This is a genomic window from Lacinutrix cladophorae (genome assembly GCF_053604645.1).
In genome coordinates this window covers 60,325-78,857 of record NZ_JBSHNR010000108.1, presented here as the reverse complement: position 1 = coordinate 78,857, position 18,533 = coordinate 60,325, and the positions used below count along the sequence as shown (strand labels likewise).

The 18,533-nt window shown below is 31.9% G+C and carries 17 protein-coding genes; 8 read left to right on the top strand and 9 right to left on the bottom strand.

What is annotated here, in order from left to right; translation table 11 throughout:
- Positions 1-16: 16 nt before the first annotated feature.
- From ACVC3Y_RS06760 to tpx, 3 genes are all read right to left on the bottom strand, one after another.
- Positions 17-2,434: a DNA translocase FtsK gene (locus ACVC3Y_RS06760; protein WP_452226458.1), complete on the bottom strand. Its 2,418-nt coding sequence runs from the start codon at positions 2,432-2,434 to the stop codon at positions 17-19.
- A 157-nt stretch (positions 2,435-2,591) separates the two neighbouring features.
- Positions 2,592-2,960, bottom strand: a complete 369-nt coding sequence (locus ACVC3Y_RS06755) for a diacylglycerol kinase (protein WP_303424170.1) — start codon at positions 2,958-2,960, stop codon at positions 2,592-2,594.
- A 39-nt stretch (positions 2,961-2,999) separates the two neighbouring features.
- Positions 3,000-3,500 (bottom strand): thiol peroxidase, encoded by a 501-nt coding sequence (tpx, locus tag ACVC3Y_RS06750; protein WP_452226457.1) that lies wholly within the window; start codon positions 3,498-3,500, stop codon positions 3,000-3,002.
- 233 nt (positions 3,501-3,733) lie between these two features.
- On the opposite strand from tpx, the gene ACVC3Y_RS06745 reads away from it, so the two are divergent.
- The 3 genes from ACVC3Y_RS06745 (at position 3,734) to ACVC3Y_RS06735 (ending at position 7,242) form a co-directional block, all read left to right on the top strand.
- Positions 3,734-4,312, top strand: a complete 579-nt coding sequence (locus ACVC3Y_RS06745) for a fasciclin domain-containing protein (protein WP_303424172.1) — start codon at positions 3,734-3,736, stop codon at positions 4,310-4,312.
- A 215-nt stretch (positions 4,313-4,527) separates the two neighbouring features.
- Positions 4,528-6,702 carry a catalase/peroxidase HPI gene (gene katG / locus ACVC3Y_RS06740; protein WP_303424173.1) on the top strand — a complete coding sequence of 725 codons (2,175 nt, stop codon included), beginning with the start codon at positions 4,528-4,530 and terminating at the stop codon, positions 6,700-6,702.
- Between the two features lie 69 nt (positions 6,703-6,771).
- The gene (locus ACVC3Y_RS06735; RefSeq protein WP_452226456.1) at positions 6,772-7,242 is read left to right on the top strand and encodes an ankyrin repeat domain-containing protein; all 471 of its coding nucleotides are present in this window, start codon (positions 6,772-6,774) and stop codon (positions 7,240-7,242) included.
- 85 nt (positions 7,243-7,327) lie between these two features.
- On the opposite strand, the gene ACVC3Y_RS06730 is transcribed toward ACVC3Y_RS06735, so the two are convergent.
- The 6 genes from ACVC3Y_RS06730 to ACVC3Y_RS06705 all read right to left on the bottom strand — a co-directional run bounded on the left by ACVC3Y_RS06730 (position 7,328) and on the right by ACVC3Y_RS06705 (position 12,762).
- A complete protein-coding gene (locus ACVC3Y_RS06730; RefSeq protein WP_303424175.1) occupies positions 7,328-8,425 on the bottom strand; it encodes a polysaccharide lyase family 7 protein in 1,098 nt (365 codons plus the stop codon).
- A gap of 133 nt (positions 8,426-8,558) precedes the next feature.
- A complete protein-coding gene (locus tag ACVC3Y_RS06725; protein ID WP_303424176.1) occupies positions 8,559-8,816 on the bottom strand; it encodes a DUF6952 family protein in 258 nt (85 codons plus the stop codon).
- Between the two features lie 46 nt (positions 8,817-8,862).
- Complete coding sequence (locus ACVC3Y_RS06720) at positions 8,863-9,171, bottom strand: thioredoxin family protein (RefSeq protein ID WP_303424177.1); 309 nt, start codon at positions 9,169-9,171, stop codon at positions 8,863-8,865.
- Positions 9,172-9,177: 6 nt separating this feature from the next.
- Positions 9,178-9,822 carry a peroxiredoxin gene (locus tag ACVC3Y_RS06715; protein WP_303424178.1) on the bottom strand — a complete coding sequence of 215 codons (645 nt, stop codon included), beginning with the start codon at positions 9,820-9,822 and terminating at the stop codon, positions 9,178-9,180.
- Between the two features lie 147 nt (positions 9,823-9,969).
- A complete protein-coding gene (gene nhaC / locus ACVC3Y_RS06710; RefSeq protein WP_452226455.1) occupies positions 9,970-11,436 on the bottom strand; it encodes a Na+/H+ antiporter NhaC in 1,467 nt (488 codons plus the stop codon).
- A gap of 111 nt (positions 11,437-11,547) precedes the next feature.
- Positions 11,548-12,762: an aminotransferase class I/II-fold pyridoxal phosphate-dependent enzyme gene (locus ACVC3Y_RS06705; protein ID WP_452226454.1), complete on the bottom strand. Its 1,215-nt coding sequence runs from the start codon at positions 12,760-12,762 to the stop codon at positions 11,548-11,550.
- Between the two features lie 165 nt (positions 12,763-12,927).
- Between ACVC3Y_RS06705 and ACVC3Y_RS06700 the strand changes: the two genes are divergently transcribed.
- The 5 genes from ACVC3Y_RS06700 (at position 12,928) to lpdA (ending at position 18,221) form a co-directional block, all read left to right on the top strand.
- Positions 12,928-13,386, top strand: coding sequence for an Lrp/AsnC family transcriptional regulator (locus ACVC3Y_RS06700; protein WP_452226453.1), 459 nt, complete (start codon positions 12,928-12,930; stop codon positions 13,384-13,386).
- Between the two features lie 114 nt (positions 13,387-13,500).
- Positions 13,501-15,093, top strand: a complete 1,593-nt coding sequence (locus ACVC3Y_RS06695) for a S41 family peptidase (RefSeq protein ID WP_452226452.1) — start codon at positions 13,501-13,503, stop codon at positions 15,091-15,093.
- Positions 15,094-15,104: 11 nt separating this feature from the next.
- Positions 15,105-15,731, top strand: coding sequence for a CPBP family intramembrane glutamic endopeptidase (locus tag ACVC3Y_RS06690; protein WP_303424183.1), 627 nt, complete (start codon positions 15,105-15,107; stop codon positions 15,729-15,731).
- 52 nt (positions 15,732-15,783) lie between these two features.
- Complete coding sequence (locus ACVC3Y_RS06685) at positions 15,784-16,554, top strand: LuxR C-terminal-related transcriptional regulator (protein ID WP_303424184.1); 771 nt, start codon at positions 15,784-15,786, stop codon at positions 16,552-16,554.
- A gap of 269 nt (positions 16,555-16,823) precedes the next feature.
- Positions 16,824-18,221, top strand: a complete 1,398-nt coding sequence (gene lpdA, locus ACVC3Y_RS06680) for a dihydrolipoyl dehydrogenase (protein WP_303424185.1) — start codon at positions 16,824-16,826, stop codon at positions 18,219-18,221.
- The last annotated feature ends 312 nt before the right edge of the window (positions 18,222-18,533 follow it).

The following is an 18,533-nucleotide window of genomic DNA, read 5'->3' as shown; positions in this document are numbered from 1 at the left end:
TTGTTTTTCTTTTTTGTTATAAACTTTCGTTTTCTAATAATTGATCTAGAGCAACTAAATCTGGAACCAAAACTTGTCTTGCTTTACTACCTTCAAACCCACCTACAATTCCAGCAGCTTCTAATTGATCGATTAATCGTCCTGCACGATTGTATCCTAATTTTAGTTTACGCTGTAATAAGGAAGCAGATCCTTGTTGTGCAATTACAATAAGTTCGGCCGCTTCGCGAAATAGTTTGTCTCTATCGCTTATATCTATATCAAGACTTGTGCCACTTTCTTCACCAACATATTCTGGAAGTAAATGTGCATCTGGATAAGCCTTTTGCGCACCAATAAAATCTACAATTCTTTCTACTTCGGGAGTATCTACAAAAGCACATTGTATACGCACTAACTCGTTTCCTTGTGTATAAAGCATATCTCCACGACCAATAAGTTGGTCTGCTCCAGAGCCATCTAAAATAGTTCTCGAATCAATTTTACTCGTTACTCTAAATGCGATTCTTGCTGGGAAATTGGCTTTAATAATACCTGTAATTACATTTACAGATGGTCTTTGTGTTGCTATAATTAAATGAATACCAATTGCACGAGCTAATTGTGCTAAACGGGCAACCGGAGTTTCGACTTCTTTACCAGCAGTCATAATTAAATCAGCAAACTCATCTACCACTAAAACAATATATGGTAAAAAGGCATGGCCATCATTAGGATTTAATTTACGTGCTTTAAATTTAGTATTATACTCTACAATGTTACGACAAAGTGCATTTTTAAGCATTTCGTAACGATTGTCCATTTCTATACAAAGCGAGTTAAGGGTGTTAATTACTTTGGTGTTATCAGTAATAATTGCTTCTGCTTCGTCTGGTAATTTTGCTAAATAATGACGTTCTATTTTATTGAATAATGTAAGTTCTACTTTCTTAGGATCTACCAAAACAAACTTTACTTCTGCAGGGTGTTTTTTATATAGTAAGGAAGTAAGGACTGCATTTAAACCTACCGATTTACCTTGTCCTGTCGCTCCAGCCATAAGCATGTGTGGCATTTTTGCTAGATCGACAACAAAGGTTTCGTTGCTAATGGTTTTACCAAATGCAATAGGTAGTTGCATTTCCGATTTTTGAAATTTTTGCGAAGCAATTACCGATCGCATAGAAACAATAGTAGAACTTTTGTTTGGCACCTCTATACCAATAGTTCCTTTTCCAGGAATTGGCGCAATAATACGAATACCTAAAGCAGAAAGAGATAGGGCAATATCGTCTTCTAGGTTTTTAATTTTCGAGATACGTACTCCTGCTTCTGGAACAATTTCGTAAAGTGTGACTGTAGGACCAATGGTAGCCTTGATACTAGAAATTCCAATTTTATAATTGTTTAAGGTTTCAACAATTCTGTTTTTATTTTCTTCTAGCTCCTCTTGGTTTATAGAAATGCCTTCGTTGTCGTATTTTTTTAATAAGTCTAAAGGAGGAAACTGGTAATTACCAAGTTCTAAGGTTGGATCGAATTGACCAAAATCTTCTACGAGTTTGTTCGCTAGATTGTCGGTTTCCGAAATTTCTTCAGCTACTTTTTCTACTTCCATAGCAACTTCTTCTTCCTCTTCTTCTTTTGCTATCTCTACTTTAAAGTCGTCTGTTTTAATCTTGGTTTTAGGTTCTTTTTTTATTTCTGGTTTAATCTCTTGTTGAACTAAAATAGGTGCTTCTTTTTGGACATTAACTTGATGCGCTGCTTTAATTTCTTCCGCTTCTGCTGTTAAATCATTATCTAAAGGAATAAACTCTTCTTTAAAATCGTCTATTTCTTCATTAATTTCTTTTTTTGCTTTTTTGAAGACTTTGGCAAAAGTTTCTACAGTCATTTTAAAACGTGTCGCTAAATAGGTGATTAGCCCAAAAACAAGTAAAAGTATGGTTCCAATTTTACCAATATAATCTTGTAGAAAGGAATTAATTTCAAAACCAATAACACCTCCTAATATATCATTTTTATGCGCAAAAAATCCGAAGAGAATAGATAACCAAATCACTATTAAAGTTCCCCAAAACCAATGTTTTCCTAGTTTTTCTTTTTTTAGGTTTAGTAAAACGTAAACGCCAGAAAGAAAGATGAGGCCAGAAAATATAAAGGAAGCAATACCAAAACCACGCTGGATAAAAAAGTCGCTTAACCAAACTCCAGATTTACTAAGCCAGTTTTGAGTTTCTACGTTTCTTGATCCAAACTCGGTTAATGTACTTTGGTCTGCTTTTCCTGTAAAAAAGAAAGATAAAAAAGCGATAAAAAGTAATAAGCCAAGTATAATTAATAAGCTTCCTAAAACCAATTTTTGTTGGTTAGAAAGTTCAAAACTTGGTGCTTTTAAAGTTTTAGTCTTTTTGGTTGTAGCTTTTGTCGTCTTCGTTTTCTTTTTTGCCATATTTATTTTCCGCGAAAGTGAAAATCTTTAATTTCTAATTGTGATCTATATATTTTGTATAGATGGAAAACAAAAATACAAATTACAAATGGTAACGAAACTTTATTCTAAAAAATTGTAAACAATGTTTTCAAGAAAATGAATTCGGAAGGAGGTATTAAAAAATTTTTGGTAAATAAATAATACAACCAATAATAGATGCTGCAATAGCAAAAATAAAAACAGCCCCTGCTGCTAGATCTTTAATGAGTCCTATTTTGCTGTGGTATTCTGGATGAATAAAATTTGCAATTTCTTCAATAGCAGTATTTAACCCTTCAAAAGCCATAATAAGGGCAATGCAAAATATTTGAATAATCCATTCGGTTGCAGAAAGTTGGTAATAAAATCCAAGAATGGTCATAATAGTACCAATACAAAATTGTACTTTAATACTGTTTTCTGTAGTTATTAATAAAAAGGCACCTTTAAAAGCATATTTTACACTTTTAAGTCTGTTTACAAGAAAAGATTCTTTTTTGGTCATTTTAAAACTTTTAAAACTGCCTCCTTATTATAGATCAAATTATTTTAATGCTTCTAGTGCAGCTTTATAATTTGGCTCATCAGCAACTTCTTGTACTTGCTCAGTGTATTTTACTACTCCGTTTTCATCTAAAACTACGACACATCTAGAATGTAATCCTTCAAATTTTCCAGTAGCAAATTCTAAACCATAGTCTTTACCAAACTGTCCTGTATTGAAATCGGATAACATGATAACGTTTTCTATACCTTCAGCTCCACAAAAACGTGCTTGAGCAAAAGGTAAATCTCTAGATATACAAAGAACTTTAGTGTTTTCGACTTCGGAAGCTTCTTTATTAAAAGTACGTACAGATGTAGCACAAGTACCTGTATCTACACTAGGAAAAATATTTAATACGACTTTATTTCCTTTTAAATCTGAAAGTTTTTGCGAAGATAAATCACTTACTGTTAATGTAAATTCTGGAGCTTTGTCTCCAACTGTTGGTAAACTACCACTCGTTTCTACAGGTGCACCACCTAATGTTATTTTAGCCATTTTCAAGTTTTTTTATTAAAGTATAAAATTAAGAATAATTACCTGCTAATGCTATCTAGTTCCTTTTTTTTTTATTTTTTTTGAAATTATCAACTGCTTGAATTTAATATGTTTAGCAATAAGAGGCTCGTTAATTTCTTGTTAAAGCCGTGCTATTTGAAAAACCGACTTTTATTAATCTTCGTTTATATAACAGTAAACAATAAAATAACAAGTATTAAAAACCAAAAATTATGAAAATTTCAAAAGTATTAAAGTCCACATTATTTACAATAGTATTATTTACTTCTATTAGTGGTTTTTCGCAAGAAAAAATGAAGAAAGAGAAAAGTGTTATGGTTGGTGGTGCGGCAATGTATCCAAGTAAAAACATAGTAGAAAACGCAGTAAATTCTAAAGATCATACCACTTTAGTTGCAGCAGTAAAAGCTGCAGAGTTAGTAGATGTATTATCTAGTGAAGGGCCTTTTACAGTATTTGCTCCTACAAATGAAGCTTTTGCAAAATTACCAAAAGGTACAGTAGAAACATTATTAATGAAAGAAAACAAAAAAACACTACAAACCGTATTAACCTATCACGTAGTTGCTGGAAAATGGAATGCAGAAGATGTATTAGAGCTGATTAAAAAAGGAAAAGGAAAAGCTGTAATTGAAACCGTTAGTGGTGGTATGATTACCGCTTGGTTAAAAGGAAAAGACGTGTATGTTACTGATGCAAATGGAAATTCAGCAAAAATTACAATTGCCGATGTAAATCAATCTAATGGCGTTATTCATGTCGTTGATACCGTATTATTACCAAAATCTTAGTTTTTGGGGATTAATTAAGTTTGGTTAATGAAAAGCTACTTCTTTTGAAGTGGCTTTTTTATATTTAAACATAGTGTGTGTTTATGGGTAAATGAAAAACAATAGTTTTAAGCTATCGGTAAATAGGGACAATCAATTTTTTATATCTTAATTTTAGAGGATAAATAACTAATTTTATTTTCGATTTAAAATGTTAATTTAAAAAAATATATAATATGGATCATACTAATAATGGCGATGCTAGTAAATGCCCTTTTATGCAAGGTGCTATTACTACAACCGAAAAAACAGTAACAGATTGGTGGCCAAACACCTTAAATTTAGAGATTCTACACCAGCAGGATACCAAAACAAATCCACTTGGTGCGGACTTTGATTACCACGAAGAATTAAAAAAATTAGATGTTGATGCGCTTAAAAAAGATCTTCATGTATTTATGACAGACAGTCAAGATTGGTGGCCTGCCGATTGGGGACATTATGGAGGATTAATGATTAGAATGGCTTGGCATGCTGCCGGTTCCTACAGATTACCCGATGGACGTGGAGGTGGAGGTACAGGAAACCAGCGTTTTGCTCCACTAAATTCTTGGCCAGATAATGTTAGTTTAGACAAAGCCAGACGTTTGCTTTGGCCAATTAAGAAAAAATATGGAAATAAAGTAAGTTGGGCAGATCTTATAATTCTTGCAGGTACTATTGCTTATGAAAGTATGGGGCTAAAAACCTATGGATTTGCATTTGGACGTCAAGATATATGGCATCCAGAAAAAGATGTGTATTGGGGAGCAGAAAAAGAATGGTTAGCACCTAGTGATGAACGTTATGGAAATGTGGAGAATCCTGCAACAATGGAAAACCCATTAGCTGCAGTACAAATGGGGTTAATTTATGTGAATCCAGAAGGTGTAAATGGGAAACCAGATCCTTTAAAAACAGCGCTACAAGTTAGAGAAACATTTAAGCGTATGGCAATGAATGATGAAGAAACGGTTGCTTTAACTGCTGGAGGACATACTGTTGGAAAAACACATGGTAATGGGGATGCAAGTATTTTGGGACCAGACCCTGAGAGTGCAGATGTAGATGCACAAGGTTTAGGTTGGTCTAACCCAACAAAATCTGGTAAAGGTAGATATACGGTTACTAGTGGTTTAGAAGGAGCATGGACAACACACCCAACAAAATGGGATAATGGTTTTTTTGAAATGTTATTTAACCATGAGTGGGAACTACGTAAAAGTCCAGCAGGAGCCTTACAATGGGAACCAGTAAGTATTGCAGAAGAAGACATGCCTGTAGATGTTGAGGATATGACTACTAAGCATAACCCGATGATGACGGATGCAGATATGGCCATGAAAATGGATCCTATATATAAAGAGATTTCTTTAAAATTCAAGAATGATTTTGACGCATTTTCGGATGCTTTTGCTCGTGCTTGGTTTAAATTAACGCATCGTGATATGGGGCCAAAAGATCGTTGGTTTGGACCAGATGTACCTCAAGAAGATTTAATTTGGCAAGATCCAGTGCCAAAAGGAAATTACGATTATGATGCAGAAGCTGTTAAAAATACAATAGCAAGTACAGATTTAAGTATTTCAGAATTGGTTACCACTGCTTGGGATAGTGCTAGAACTTACAGAGGATCTGATTTTAGAGGTGGTACAAATGGCGCGCGTATTCAATTAGAACCACAAAATAAATGGCAAGGTAACGAACCAGAAAAATTACAAAAAGTACTCGCTGTTTTGCAACCTATCGCTATAGACTTTGGTATTAGCCTTGCGGATACTATTGTGTTAGCTGGTAATGTTGGAGTAGAAAAAGCAATTAAAAATGCAGGAATGCATGTTAGTGTACCTTTTGCTCCAGGTAGAGGAGATGCTACACAAGAAATGACAGATGTAGAATCTTTTGAGCCTTTAGAGCCTTTAGCAGATGGTTATAGAAACTGGCAGAAGAAAGAATATGTGGTTAGTCCAGAAGAAATGCTTTTAGATCGTACACAATTAATGGGTTTAACAGCAGCCGAAATGACAGTTTTAGTGGGAGGAATGCGTGTATTGGGAACCAATTATGGAGGAACAAAACATGGTGTGTTTACCGAAAATGAAGGCGCTTTAACTAATGATTTCTTTGTAAATCTTACCGATATGATTTACGAATGGAAGCATCTTGATAACGGTATTTATGAAATTATAAATCGCAAAACAGGAGCTGTTAAATTCACAGCAACTCGGGTAGATTTAGTGTTTGGATCGAACTCTATTTTACGTGCTTATGCAGAAGTATACGCACAAGACGATAGTAAAGAGAAGTTTGTAACTGACTTTGTTGCAGCTTGGACTAAAGTAATGAATGCAAACCGTTTTGATTTAAAATAATAATAAAACATATAGATTTTAAAGGGATGGATTTAAAAATTCATTCCTTTTTTATTGAAAAAGTATAGCATGAAAAATATAGATCAGATTTTTGAAAGCATAAAAAATAACGATAATAGCACTTTAAATGCATTGTTGTCTGAAAATTCTAGGTTGGCTGAAGCTAAAGATCAACGTGGATTTACACCATTAATTTTGGCCACCTATTTTGATAACGAAGCTGCTACTAAAATCTTAGTAGAGAATAATGCACCTATAAATGATAAAGATGCTTCCGGAAATACCGCATTAATTGGTGTAAGTTTTAAAGGGAATGTTCCTTTTGCGAAGTATTTAATAGAAAACGGAGCAGATATAAATGCTGTAAATAACCATGGAACGACTGCTTTGACCTTTGCTACTCAATATAATAAAGTAGCTATTGTGAAGTTGCTTTTAGAACAGAAAGCAGATGTAACCATTAAAGATAACGAAGGTAAAACAGCTTTAGAATATGCTAAAGTGAAAGGATTTAGTGAGATTATTTCTTTGTTAATGTAGTTGTTTTATTAAACACAAGCTGCTATTATACTTAAAAACCACTTTGAAAGAACAAAGTGGTTTTTAATATTAGGTATAATTTTAGTTAATCATTTTTTGTGAAATAACCTTCGTTAGAAACAGCAGCTTCACTTACAGAAATACTTCCCTTTTTAAACCAAACTTCTGCATAGTTTCCATCTGCATATTGTTTTTGAATATCACCACCATGTGTTTCTGCGCCTGAGCACCAGTTTTTGTTCACGTCTGGAGATTTCCCATTGGTTTGGTTATAGCAACCAAGTTTAAAAAAACAACCTTCTCCTGTATAGGCTTCCGGACGCTCTACACCATCTTGACCAATAGGGAAAAATAATTTTTGTGTTTGTTCTGGTATGTTTGCTTTTTTAGCGTATTCCGACACTACTAAGTTTTTAGTAAACGTTTTTGTCTCATGTCCTGGACTAGTAAAAATTAAGTTCATAATTCCGTCTTTTACTTCCACAGAATAGCTAAACTCTTCGCCTAACTTTATACCATCTTTAGCTTCTTCAGGATAGGTGTTTGCATCACTACCAACCACAGAAAAGTCGTTACCCCAAACGGCGGAAGAATAGTCCCAACGTTTTGCGTTATCGTCTCCAGCTGTATTAATTTCATAATGCCAGAAAACAGAACCTTTACTGTGCCCAGGGAATTTTTTGTAAAATATTTTAAGCGGCTCATTTTCAAATGCATCAGCACTATGAATCTGACCTACAACAACAGCATGAGATGCTGCTACTCGCGCATCACCAGTTGCAGATACATTCATAACTTTAAGTGTAGCTGTTAATTTATCGTTCGCCGTTTTTGGATACCATTTTTTGGTTTGCGCTAACTCGGTTCTTGTATTGTTTGAAGTTCCGTGTGTGTCTCCTCCATTTGGGGCTTTAAAAACAACCCAATCATTGGTGCCATCATTGGTAGTGTAAAAGAAATCTTTATTCTCAAAATTATTTACAATACCAGCATTTGAACCATCTCCTAAGATTAATTTCCATTGGTCAAAAAATGGAATAACGTCATTAGCGTAAACGGTTTTAGAGGTTACAATTTCTTCTTTTTGTTTCGAGTTTTTAGTTTCGCTTTTACAGCTATTTAATACAATAAATAAACTAAGTACAAAGCAAGTTGAAAGAAATGACAAGCGTTTTTTGATCATGATTTATGGTTTTTTATTTTTTAATAGAATGTAAGGTATATAAAAATTGGTTAACCAATTAATTTTTAGACATAAAAAAACCACCTAATTTTCATAAAGTGGTTTTTTTGAACTAATTTTCTTTTTCTTATGCTTATTTATCAATGGATCCTAAAACACGTTTCATAAAAGAATTAACGGCCTCTTTTTTAGGAGTTCCTTCTTTAATCATTTTGTTTACTTCTATTGCGCCATACATATTAGAGATTAATTCTCCAATAACATCTAGTTCTTCATCCTTTAAAGAGGAAACTTCGGTTAATGCTTCTAGCGTTTCAATGGTTTCTACAATATAGTCTTCGTCATTGTCTTCTATAAATTGCGCTAAGTGTTTTATTACTGGTAATTTCATTGATAATTTATTTTTGTTTCCGTGAAAACGGAACCTAATTAAGTTGTTATACTACTTCGTTTACTAATTCTTTTAAAACGTCGAATTTGTTAGTCTGAACTTGATTCACAAAATCACCTTTTTTAAAAGTTGCAAATGTTGGTAAATTATCTACTGTAGCTAATTTTCTAGATTCCGGAAATTTTTCCGCGTCAGCGATAACAAACGTAATATTTTCTAACTCGCCAGCTAATTTCTTAACTTTTGGTTTCATAATACGACAGTTACCACACCAAGTTGCTGAATATTGCACAACAACGGTTTCGTTAGCAGCAATAATTTCGTTTAGATTATCTTGACTTAATTCTTGCACCATGATGTATTAGTTTACGTGATTTGCTAAATATGCTGCAGTACCAATACGGTTAGCGCTCATAGCATCTTTACCTTCTTCCCAGTTTGCAGGACAAACTTCTCCTTTTTCTTGTACGTGCGTTAATGCATCGATAATACGTAAAAACTCGTTTACGTTTCTACCAATTGGCATATTGTTTACACCTTCGTGTTGTACTACACCATCTTCGTCAATAACGTAAGTAGCTCTATAGGTTACGTTGTCTCCTTCAACAGTTACAACACCTGTTTCTTCGTTATATTTTTCGTTTGTGATATCTAAAATTCCTAGAGTAGAAGCAAGATTACGATTAGAATCTGCAAGAATAGGGTAAGTAACACCTTCGATTCCGCCATTATCTTTAGGTGTGTTTAACCATGCAAAGTGTACTTCAGGAGTATCACATGATGCACCAATTACGATAGTGTTTCTTTTTTCAAATTCTGCTTTAGCAGCTTCAAAAGCATGAAGTTCTGTTGGACAAACAAAAGTAAAATCTTTTGGATACCAGAATAATAATACTTTTTTCTTGTTGTTTTTTGCTTCTTCAAGAACGTTTAATTTAAAGGTGTCCCCCATTTCGTTCATTGCATCTACATTTAAATCTGGAAATTGTTTTCCTACTATAGCCATTACTTTAAAAATTTTATAATTATTATATTGTTTTTTCAGTGTGCAAAGATACATTGGAACAACAAAAAAACAAGCCTAATAAAATTTTAAAATCTTATTAGGCTATAAATTTTTGTTATAGTAAATAGAAAAAGGAATTATTTATTGTTATTTCGATTTGAGTTGTCTTATTTTAATATTAAGTGCAGCAAAAAATAAGGTTGTAAAAGGACTGAGCCAATTAAATATAGCGTAAACAAAATATTCACCAACGCCAACACCTAAAACACCAGATTGGTATGCACCACAAGTATTCCAAGGGATAAGAACAGAGGTTACTGTACCAGAATCTTCTAATGTTCGACTTAAATTTTCTGGAGCAAGACCTTTATCTTCATATGCTTTTTTAAACATTTTCCCAGGAATTACTAATGCTAAATATTGGTCGGATGCAATTGCATTTAAACCTAAACAACTAATTACGGTACTTGCAAATAAACCAAATACAGTTGTCGCTAATTTTAAAAGTTCTTTCGTAATTCTAGATAAGGCACCAATGGCATCCATAATACCACCAAATACCATGGCACAACAAATTAAATAGATGGTCCATAGCATACCTTTCATGCCACCAGCAGAAAACAAATCGTTTAGTTTTTCATTGTCTGTAGAAATTTGTGTGTCTGTAAAAACAGAATTAATTATTGCTGTAAAACTGGAATCTGATAAAGCTTTTAGGACATTCGATTGAAAAATAAAAGCAAAAACAGCGGCAAGTAAAACACCGGAAGTTAAAGCTATTAAAGGTTTTGTTTTTAATAATATAAGTCCAATTACTCCAACAGGAACAATAAATAATAATGGAGTAATATTAAAAGTACTTTTTATGCTAGTTAATAAGCCACTTATATCTGCACTACCACTAGTATCAATTGTAGCACTCATAATAGCAAACGCTATTAGTGTAATGATTACGGTTGGTACAGTTGTAAAGGTCATGTATCTAATATGAGTAAACAAATCGGTTCCAGCCATTGCAGGAGCAAGGTTTGTTGTATCACTAAGCGGTGACATTTTATCTCCAAAATACGCCCCAGAAATTACGGCTCCAGCAATCATTCCTGGGTTTATACCAAGAGCAGAACCAATACCAATTAGTGCAATACCAACGGTTGCAGAGGTGGTCCATGAACTACCAGTAGCAATAGAAATGATTGCACAAATAATTACAGAGGCTGGTAAAAATATAGCAGGACTTAATACTTGTAAACCATAATAAACCATTGCAGGAATCACTCCACTAACTAGCCAAGTTCCTGCTAATGCACCAACAAGAAAAAGTATCATGATGGGAACAAAAACACTTTTAAGGTTTTCTAAAACTTCTTTAAACATTGTTAATGGAGTAACTTTATTAAATAAACCATCCATAAAAGCAACAAAACCACCAATTAATAAAATGATTTGATTAGAATAATCTCCAAACATTGCACCATCAGCAAAAAATATGTTGTAAGCCAATAGTCCCATTAAAATAACTACAGGAATAAGAGCCTCCCAAATATTAAGTTCTTTATTATCTATTATTTTTTGATCTTGAATGTTAATTTCGGAAAGATTATCGTTTTCTTGCATGAATGTAGTTGGTTTTAGAAATGTAATGTTACGATTTTCATTAAAAGTATGCAAATGCCAAAAAGGTCTGAATTTTTTTTCAGACCTTTTCCTTTATTAAAACAAATGTAATTATGCGATTTCCTGTTTTAGAATACCTAGTGCTTCCATACAAGATTTCATCGTATTGAAAGTACGTTCAATATCTGCATCTAATCCTATTGAAAATCGAATAAGTCCATCACTCAATCCCATTGCTGCTTGTTCTTCTTCTGGGATTTCAGAAGATGTAGAGCTTCCTGGAGCAGAGAATAATGTTTTATAAAAGCCTAAACTTACTGCTAAATAACCCAAGTTTTTTTCTTGCATCATTTCCATTAAGGCATTGGCTTTATCTAAAGCACCAACATCAATAGTTAACATGCCACCAAAACCATATTTATTGTTCATCATACTTTTAAAGATGTGATGCGAAGGATGCGAAGTTAAACCTGGATATACTGTTTTAAGCCCTAAGTTTTCAAATTTTTCGGCTAAGTAAGTTGCATTCAAACTATGTTGTTGCATTCTAATATGAAGTGTTCTTAAATTTTTTAATACCGAAGCAGCTCGTAAACTATCCATTGTGCTTCCTAAAAGCATACAAGCACCATCGTTTACATTTCGTAAATCATTAATAAACTCTTGAGTACCACAAATTACACCACCAACCGTGTCACTAGAACCATTAATAAATTTGGTTAAACTATGTATCACTACATCTGCACCTAATTGCGCAGGAGAAATAGATAATGGGGAAAACGTATTATCAACAATCAATTTAAGATTGTATTTTTTTGCTAGTTTTGCTAAGCCTTTAATATCTGCAACTTCTAATAAGGGGTTGCTAACAGACTCGCAGTATATAACTTTTGTGTTTGGAGTAATAGCAGCTTCAACTACATCCAGTTTTGTAATATCTACAAAAGAAGTTGTAATATTAAAGCGAGGTGTGAAATTTTTTAAGAACGCGTAGGTTCCTCCATAAATGGTTCTACTAGAAACAATATGATCTCCAGCACCACAAAGTTGCATAATTACTGGAGTAATAGCTCCCATTCCAGAAGCAGTTACATTCGCAGTTTCTGTGCCTTCCATTGCCGCAAGCGCTTCACCTAAATATAAATTAGAAGGTGTAGAATGGCGTGAATATAAGTAGCATCCATCTGCATTACCTTCAAAAGTATCAAACATGGTTTTAGCAGAAAGAAAGGTGTATGTAGACGAATCGGAAATGGAAGGATTCACACCTCCAAATTCTCCAAAATATTGTAAATCTTGAATGTTGTTTGCTGGTTTAAAAGACATAGTTGTATATGGAATTAGTTTATTTTGATGTAAATTTCAGAAGTATTAGATTAATAATCAATATATGTTATAATATTTGGAAATTTTTTCTGTATTTATTTAAATTAGCAGTTTAATAATGGTGTAATTTTAGATTATTTCTATTTTTACTGAAAATTTTTCGATATGACTTTTGATGTAATAGACCAAAAACTACTTCAACTTTTACAAGCGGATAGTAAGCAAACCAATAAAGCATTATCTAATAAATTAAACCTTTCTGTTACTGCGGTTTATGAAAGAATTAAAAAACTAGAAAATCAGGGCGTTATAAATAAGTATGTAGCTTTGGTTAATAAAGAAAAAGTAGCTAAATCTTTTGTAGCTTTTTGTCATGTAAAGCTTATTCAGCATTCCCAAGATTATGTGATTAAGTTTGAAAACGAGGTGGCTAATTTACAAGAGGTTTTAGAGTGTTATCATATAAGTGGAGACTATGATTACCTTTTAAAAGTGCTAGTAAAAGATATGGCGGCTTTTAGAGAGTTTATGGTAAATAGACTAACAAAAATACAACATATTGGTAGTACGCATAGTATGTTTATGATTAATGAAGTAAAACATACTACGGCAATTACTATTTAATTTTCATAAATCTTTCTGAAATTCTAGATCGCAGAAATAGATTAATATTATATTTAAAGTAAAATAGAATACTTTAATATTTATCTTGCTGTTATTTAGTTAATTATGATTTTTATGAAAAAACAACTACTACTTTTATTCTTAATTTTATTTTGTGCTTCCTGTTCTAGTGTTAAAAAACATAATGAACATATAACATCTTTACATACAGTTGCAGCTTTGCAAAAAGATGTAGATAAAGCATATACGCAATTAAAAAAACATCATCCAAATATTAATTTATATATAGCTAAAGAACGTTTAGATTTTAAATTTGATAGTTTAAAAAAGAGTATAGATAAACCACTTACAAGTTATGCTTTTTACGCTAAAATATCTCCAGTTATTGCTAGTATAAGACAAGGGCATATTAATGTATATACACCAAAGAAACAGTTCAAGAGAAAGGCATATAAAGCATTGATTAAAAAGGATTTTACGATAAACGATTTAGATTTTGATTATATTGAAAAGGAGCTAATAGTAACTAATATTCGTTCTCAAGATTCTTTTTTAATAGGAAGTGAAGTTATTAAAGTAGACGGTCAAGATATTAACGAATTAATAAATACGTATAAATCTAGAATGGCTTCTGATGGCTTAAATACAACCTTGTATGATAGAGTTTTAGGGAAAAGATTTGCAAACTATTACTATAGTGATAAATTTTTTATCGATAGTTTACAAATTACTTTCCAAAAGAAGGATTCTGTTTTTAACCGCAATTTTAAACGCATTGAAAAAGATGAAAAACAAGCAGATACTATAATAAAAGATAGTTTACAAAAAGATATCATTGTTAAACTTTCAAAAGAAGAACGTAAAGCAAAAAAGAAAAAGGAAAAATTAATTAGAAAGCATAATTTAGTGTATGGTTATGTGAAATCTAGAAAAGAATATACTCGAAATTTAGAGTTTATAGGAAAAGATAGTACTGTTGCTTATATGAAAATAAGAGGTTTTATGGGCGGAAGATATAAAACATTTTACGAAGAAATTTTTAAAAAGATAGATTCCTCTAAAACAGAAAATCTTATAATAGATCTAAGAGACAATGGAGGAGGAAGTTTAGCCGAAATTGCTCAACTCTATTCGTATTTAGCAGAAGAACCATATCGTTTTTTAGAGCCAGCAGAAGTGAATAGTAGAATTCCTTTTTTAAAGGCATTTATGTCGAATACAGAATCTACAGGAATTAAAATTTTGCTTGGTACTTTTTCTCCTTTTATAATCACTCATAATTGGATTAAAACAAAAAAAGAAGCGGGGAAATTATATTATAAGTTTAAACAAACTAAAGAAGTAACACCTAAAGAAAAAAGTTTTAAAGGAGCTGTTTATGTGTTAATTAACGGGCATTCTTTTTCTGCATCTTCTGTTTTGTCTAACCAATTACAAGCCAATAAAAGAGCTGTTTTTGTAGGTGAAGAAACAGGAGGAGCATACAATTCTACTGTTGCTGGAATTTTTAAAATCTATGAATTACCAGAATCTAAGTTAAAAATAAGAATAGGTGTAATGCAATTAGAAACACCTCACAAACAAAAACCGGAAGGTTATGGTGTAAAACCAGATTATATAATATTGCCAACAATTAAAGATCGAAAAGAAAACAACGATCCAGAACTAAATTTTGTTTTAAATACTATTGAAAATAAAAATAATTAGTTGCTATAAATATGGAATCAAACATACATAGATATACCGAGTTTTTTATTCTTTTTATATTACTTCCTGTAAGTTTTGTTTTTAATTACTCTTTTGTTATAAAGTTGATTTTAGGAGTGATAGGCTTTGTTTATGTAATTTATATTTTACTAAAAGTAGAAGGGAATACATTTAAAATAAATCCAAATTTAAATTGGAAACACTTTTGGAAAGTAACTTTTTTTAAAACAATTATCATTGGGGTGTTAACCACAATATTTGTTTGGTACACCAGTAAGGATAGTCTTTTTAATGTGGTATTAAACAAGCCTTTTTTATGGTTGGCTATTTTATTTGTTTACAGTGTTTTCTCGGTTTATCCGCAAGAATTGATTTATCGGACTTTTTATTTTCAGCGCTACAAAAATTTGTTTGTTAATCATCAAATTTTAATGCTTGTAAATGCTATTGTGTTTTCGTTAGCACATTTGTTTTTTAAAAACAGTTTAGTAATTCTACTCACTTTTGTAGGTGGTTTATTATTTGCTTTTACATTTCATAAAACCAAATCTACATTTTTAGTATCTATAGAACATGCTATCTATGGTTGTTGGTTGTTTACAGTAGGAATGGGAGAAATGTTAGGTTTTCCTACATAAAATATTTTAATTAAATTGCACGTTATAATTAAATCCCTAGTTAATTATCTTTATGAAATATTCCCAAATTAAACAACTGTATAAATCTATTTTCGAGTCTTATGATACGCCAACATTAGAAACGCACATCAAAAAAATTATAGAGTTAGACTTTTATTTGCCGTACAGTTCTACCTTTTTTTGCATAACAAATACACAAGATCTTACTTTTGAATATATAAGTAAAAATTTTAATTCCTGTTTGGGTTTAGATGCAAACGAATTAAAAGTCAAAGGGATGCGATATTTTTGGAGTAGAATTCATCCGGATGATATTGATATATGGTTAAGTGCTTTAAATAGTTTAATGGAATTTACGATAACCGAAATACCAGCAGAAAAAAGACAAAGTGCAAACTATACATGGAATTATAGATTAAAAAATGCAAACGATGTGTATGTAAATATTATTCAAAATACAACCCCTTTAGCATTCGATTCAGATATGAAACCTATTATAGGATTAGCACATTACACGGTTTTAGATGCTAATATTAAAATGCAAATTACAGCTTCTGCTAAGTTGTTAAATGCAAAAAATGAATACGAAACCATTTACTTTAATAACCACTCTCAAAAACTATTAGAAGGCGGAATTAGTAAAAGAGAACGAGATGTTGTTCGATTATTGGTTTTAAATAATACCAGTAAAGAAATTTCTGAAAAATTAAGTATAAGCTCACATACTGTTGATACACACCGAAGAAATATTCTTAAAAAATTAAATATATCCTCTACAGGAGAATTAATAGGAATGTTAAAAACAAATAAAAATTTAATCTAAAATATTTTAAATTTACTCAATTTGAGTATTGTAGGTTATGGTTAAAACCTTCAAATTTGTATTGCTATTAATCAGTTTTAGGTAATAGGCCTATTCTAAAGTTTTTTTTAAAACTAAGGGATAGGCTTTTTTAGTTTCTATTCCTCTTATATAAAATCAAATTCTATTAAATTTCGTTAATCGTAATTCGTAAAACATAAATCAAAGTTGTACTTTTGTTTTCGTTTCCACGAAAGTGGAGATCTGTTAAATAAAAACAAGAAATTATTATGAGTAAATATGATGTAGCAGTAATAGGTTCAGGACCTGGAGGATATGTAGCAGCAATACGTTGCGCACAATTAGGAATGAAAACTGCAATTATTGAAAAATATGCTACACTTGGCGGAACTTGTTTAAATGTAGGTTGTATACCAAGTAAAGCACTTTTAGATTCTTCACACCATTACGAAGATGCAATCAAACATTTTGAAGCGCATGGTATTGATATTCCTGGAGAAATTAAAGTCAACTTAAAACAAATGATTGCAAGAAAACAATCTGTTGTAGACCAAACGACTGGAGGAATTGATTTTTTAATGAAGAAAAATAAAATCGATGTTTATGTTGGTGTAGGAAGTTTTAAAGATGCAACCCATATTACTATTACTGGTGATGAAACTACAGAGATTGAAGCAAAAAACACCATTATTGCTACAGGATCTAAACCATCTACATTACCATTTATTGCATTAGATAAAGAACGAGTTATTACTTCTACCGAAGCTTTAAAACTTAAAGAAATACCGAAACATTTAATTGTAATTGGAGGTGGAGTTATTGGCTTAGAGCTAGGTCAAGTTTATAAAAGATTAGGAGCAGAAGTAACTGTTGTTGAGTATATGGACAGAATTGTACCAACAATGGATTCTGGAGTTTCAAAAGAATTAAACAAAGTTTTAAAGAAGCAAAAATTCAAAATTAACGCTTCGCATAAAGTAAAATCTGTAGAAAGAAATGGAGATGAAGTTATTGTAAAAGCAGATAACAAAAAAGGAGAAGAAGTAACTTTTACTGGAGATTATTGTTTAGTATCGGTTGGTCGTCATGCATATACAGACGGTTTAAATGCGGAAGCTGCTGGAGTGAAATTAACAGATAGAGGCTTGGTAGATGTAAACGAACATTTACAAACAAGTGCATCTAATATTTATGCAATAGGGGATGTTATAAAAGGAGCAATGCTTGCTCATAAAGCAGAAGAAGAAGGTGTATTTGTTGCCGAAACTTTAGCAGGACAAAAACCACATATTGATTATAATTTAATTCCTGGAGTAGTTTATACTTGGCCAGAAGTTGCAGCTGTTGGTAAAACCGAAGAGCAATTAAAAGAAGCTGGAGTAGCATACAAAGTAGGTCAGTTTCCAATGCGCGCTTTGGGTAGAAGTAGAGCTAGTATGGATTTAGACGGATTTGTAAAAATTCTTGCAGATAAAACTACAGACGAAATTTTAGGAGTGCACATGGTTGGTGCTCGTGCTGCAGATATGATTGCTGAAGCAGTTGTAGCAATGGAATACAGAGCATCTGCAGAAGATGTTTCACGTATGTCGCATGCACACCCAACATTTACTGAAGCTATTAAAGAAGCAGCACTTGCTGCAAATGATAGAGCACTTCATATCTAATCCTAAAAGGAGAATCAAAATATTACACTACGATTATTGTCGAAGTGCCTCAATAAAAAAGCGAAACATTTGGTTATATTTCTAACTAGATGTTTCGCTTTTGTTTTATGTGTTTTCTTACAAGAATAGTGATTATAACTTATATAATTACTTTTAATCGATTACTTCTTATTTCTACTTTTAAAATATCAAGATTATTTGTCTATATGCGAAATTTAAGAAGTTTTAAATATTGGAGTAAGCGCAGTAAAAATGATATTTAAATGAGTTAAAGATATAGTAGCGTGTGAAATTGAAATTCAAGATTAAACA

Bases quoted from the DNA above. Each gene is read 5' to 3' on its own strand.
- ACVC3Y_RS06760 (WP_452226458.1), bottom strand. From the start codon at position 2,434: ATGGCAAAAAAGAAAACGAAGACGACAAAAGCTACAACCAAAAAGACT.
- ACVC3Y_RS06755 (WP_303424170.1), bottom strand. From the start codon at position 2,960: ATGACCAAAAAAGAATCTTTTCTTGTAAACAGACTTAAAAGTGTAAAA.
- tpx (WP_452226457.1), bottom strand. From the start codon at position 3,500: ATGGCTAAAATAACATTAGGTGGTGCACCTGTAGAAACGAGTGGTAGT.
- ACVC3Y_RS06745 (WP_303424172.1), top strand. From the start codon at position 3,734: ATGAAAATTTCAAAAGTATTAAAGTCCACATTATTTACAATAGTATTA.
- katG (WP_303424173.1), top strand. From the start codon at position 4,528: ATGGATCATACTAATAATGGCGATGCTAGTAAATGCCCTTTTATGCAA.
- ACVC3Y_RS06735 (WP_452226456.1), top strand. From the start codon at position 6,772: ATGAAAAATATAGATCAGATTTTTGAAAGCATAAAAAATAACGATAAT.
- ACVC3Y_RS06730 (WP_303424175.1), bottom strand. From the start codon at position 8,425: ATGATCAAAAAACGCTTGTCATTTCTTTCAACTTGCTTTGTACTTAGT.
- ACVC3Y_RS06725 (WP_303424176.1), bottom strand. From the start codon at position 8,816: ATGAAATTACCAGTAATAAAACACTTAGCGCAATTTATAGAAGACAAT.
- ACVC3Y_RS06720 (WP_303424177.1), bottom strand. From the start codon at position 9,171: ATGGTGCAAGAATTAAGTCAAGATAATCTAAACGAAATTATTGCTGCT.
- ACVC3Y_RS06715 (WP_303424178.1), bottom strand. From the start codon at position 9,822: ATGGCTATAGTAGGAAAACAATTTCCAGATTTAAATGTAGATGCAATG.
- nhaC (WP_452226455.1), bottom strand. From the start codon at position 11,436: ATGCAAGAAAACGATAATCTTTCCGAAATTAACATTCAAGATCAAAAA.
- ACVC3Y_RS06705 (WP_452226454.1), bottom strand. From the start codon at position 12,762: ATGTCTTTTAAACCAGCAAACAACATTCAAGATTTACAATATTTTGGA.
- ACVC3Y_RS06700 (WP_452226453.1), top strand. From the start codon at position 12,928: ATGACTTTTGATGTAATAGACCAAAAACTACTTCAACTTTTACAAGCG.
- ACVC3Y_RS06695 (WP_452226452.1), top strand. From the start codon at position 13,501: ATGAAAAAACAACTACTACTTTTATTCTTAATTTTATTTTGTGCTTCC.
- ACVC3Y_RS06690 (WP_303424183.1), top strand. From the start codon at position 15,105: ATGGAATCAAACATACATAGATATACCGAGTTTTTTATTCTTTTTATA.
- ACVC3Y_RS06685 (WP_303424184.1), top strand. From the start codon at position 15,784: ATGAAATATTCCCAAATTAAACAACTGTATAAATCTATTTTCGAGTCT.
- lpdA (WP_303424185.1), top strand. From the start codon at position 16,824: ATGAGTAAATATGATGTAGCAGTAATAGGTTCAGGACCTGGAGGATAT.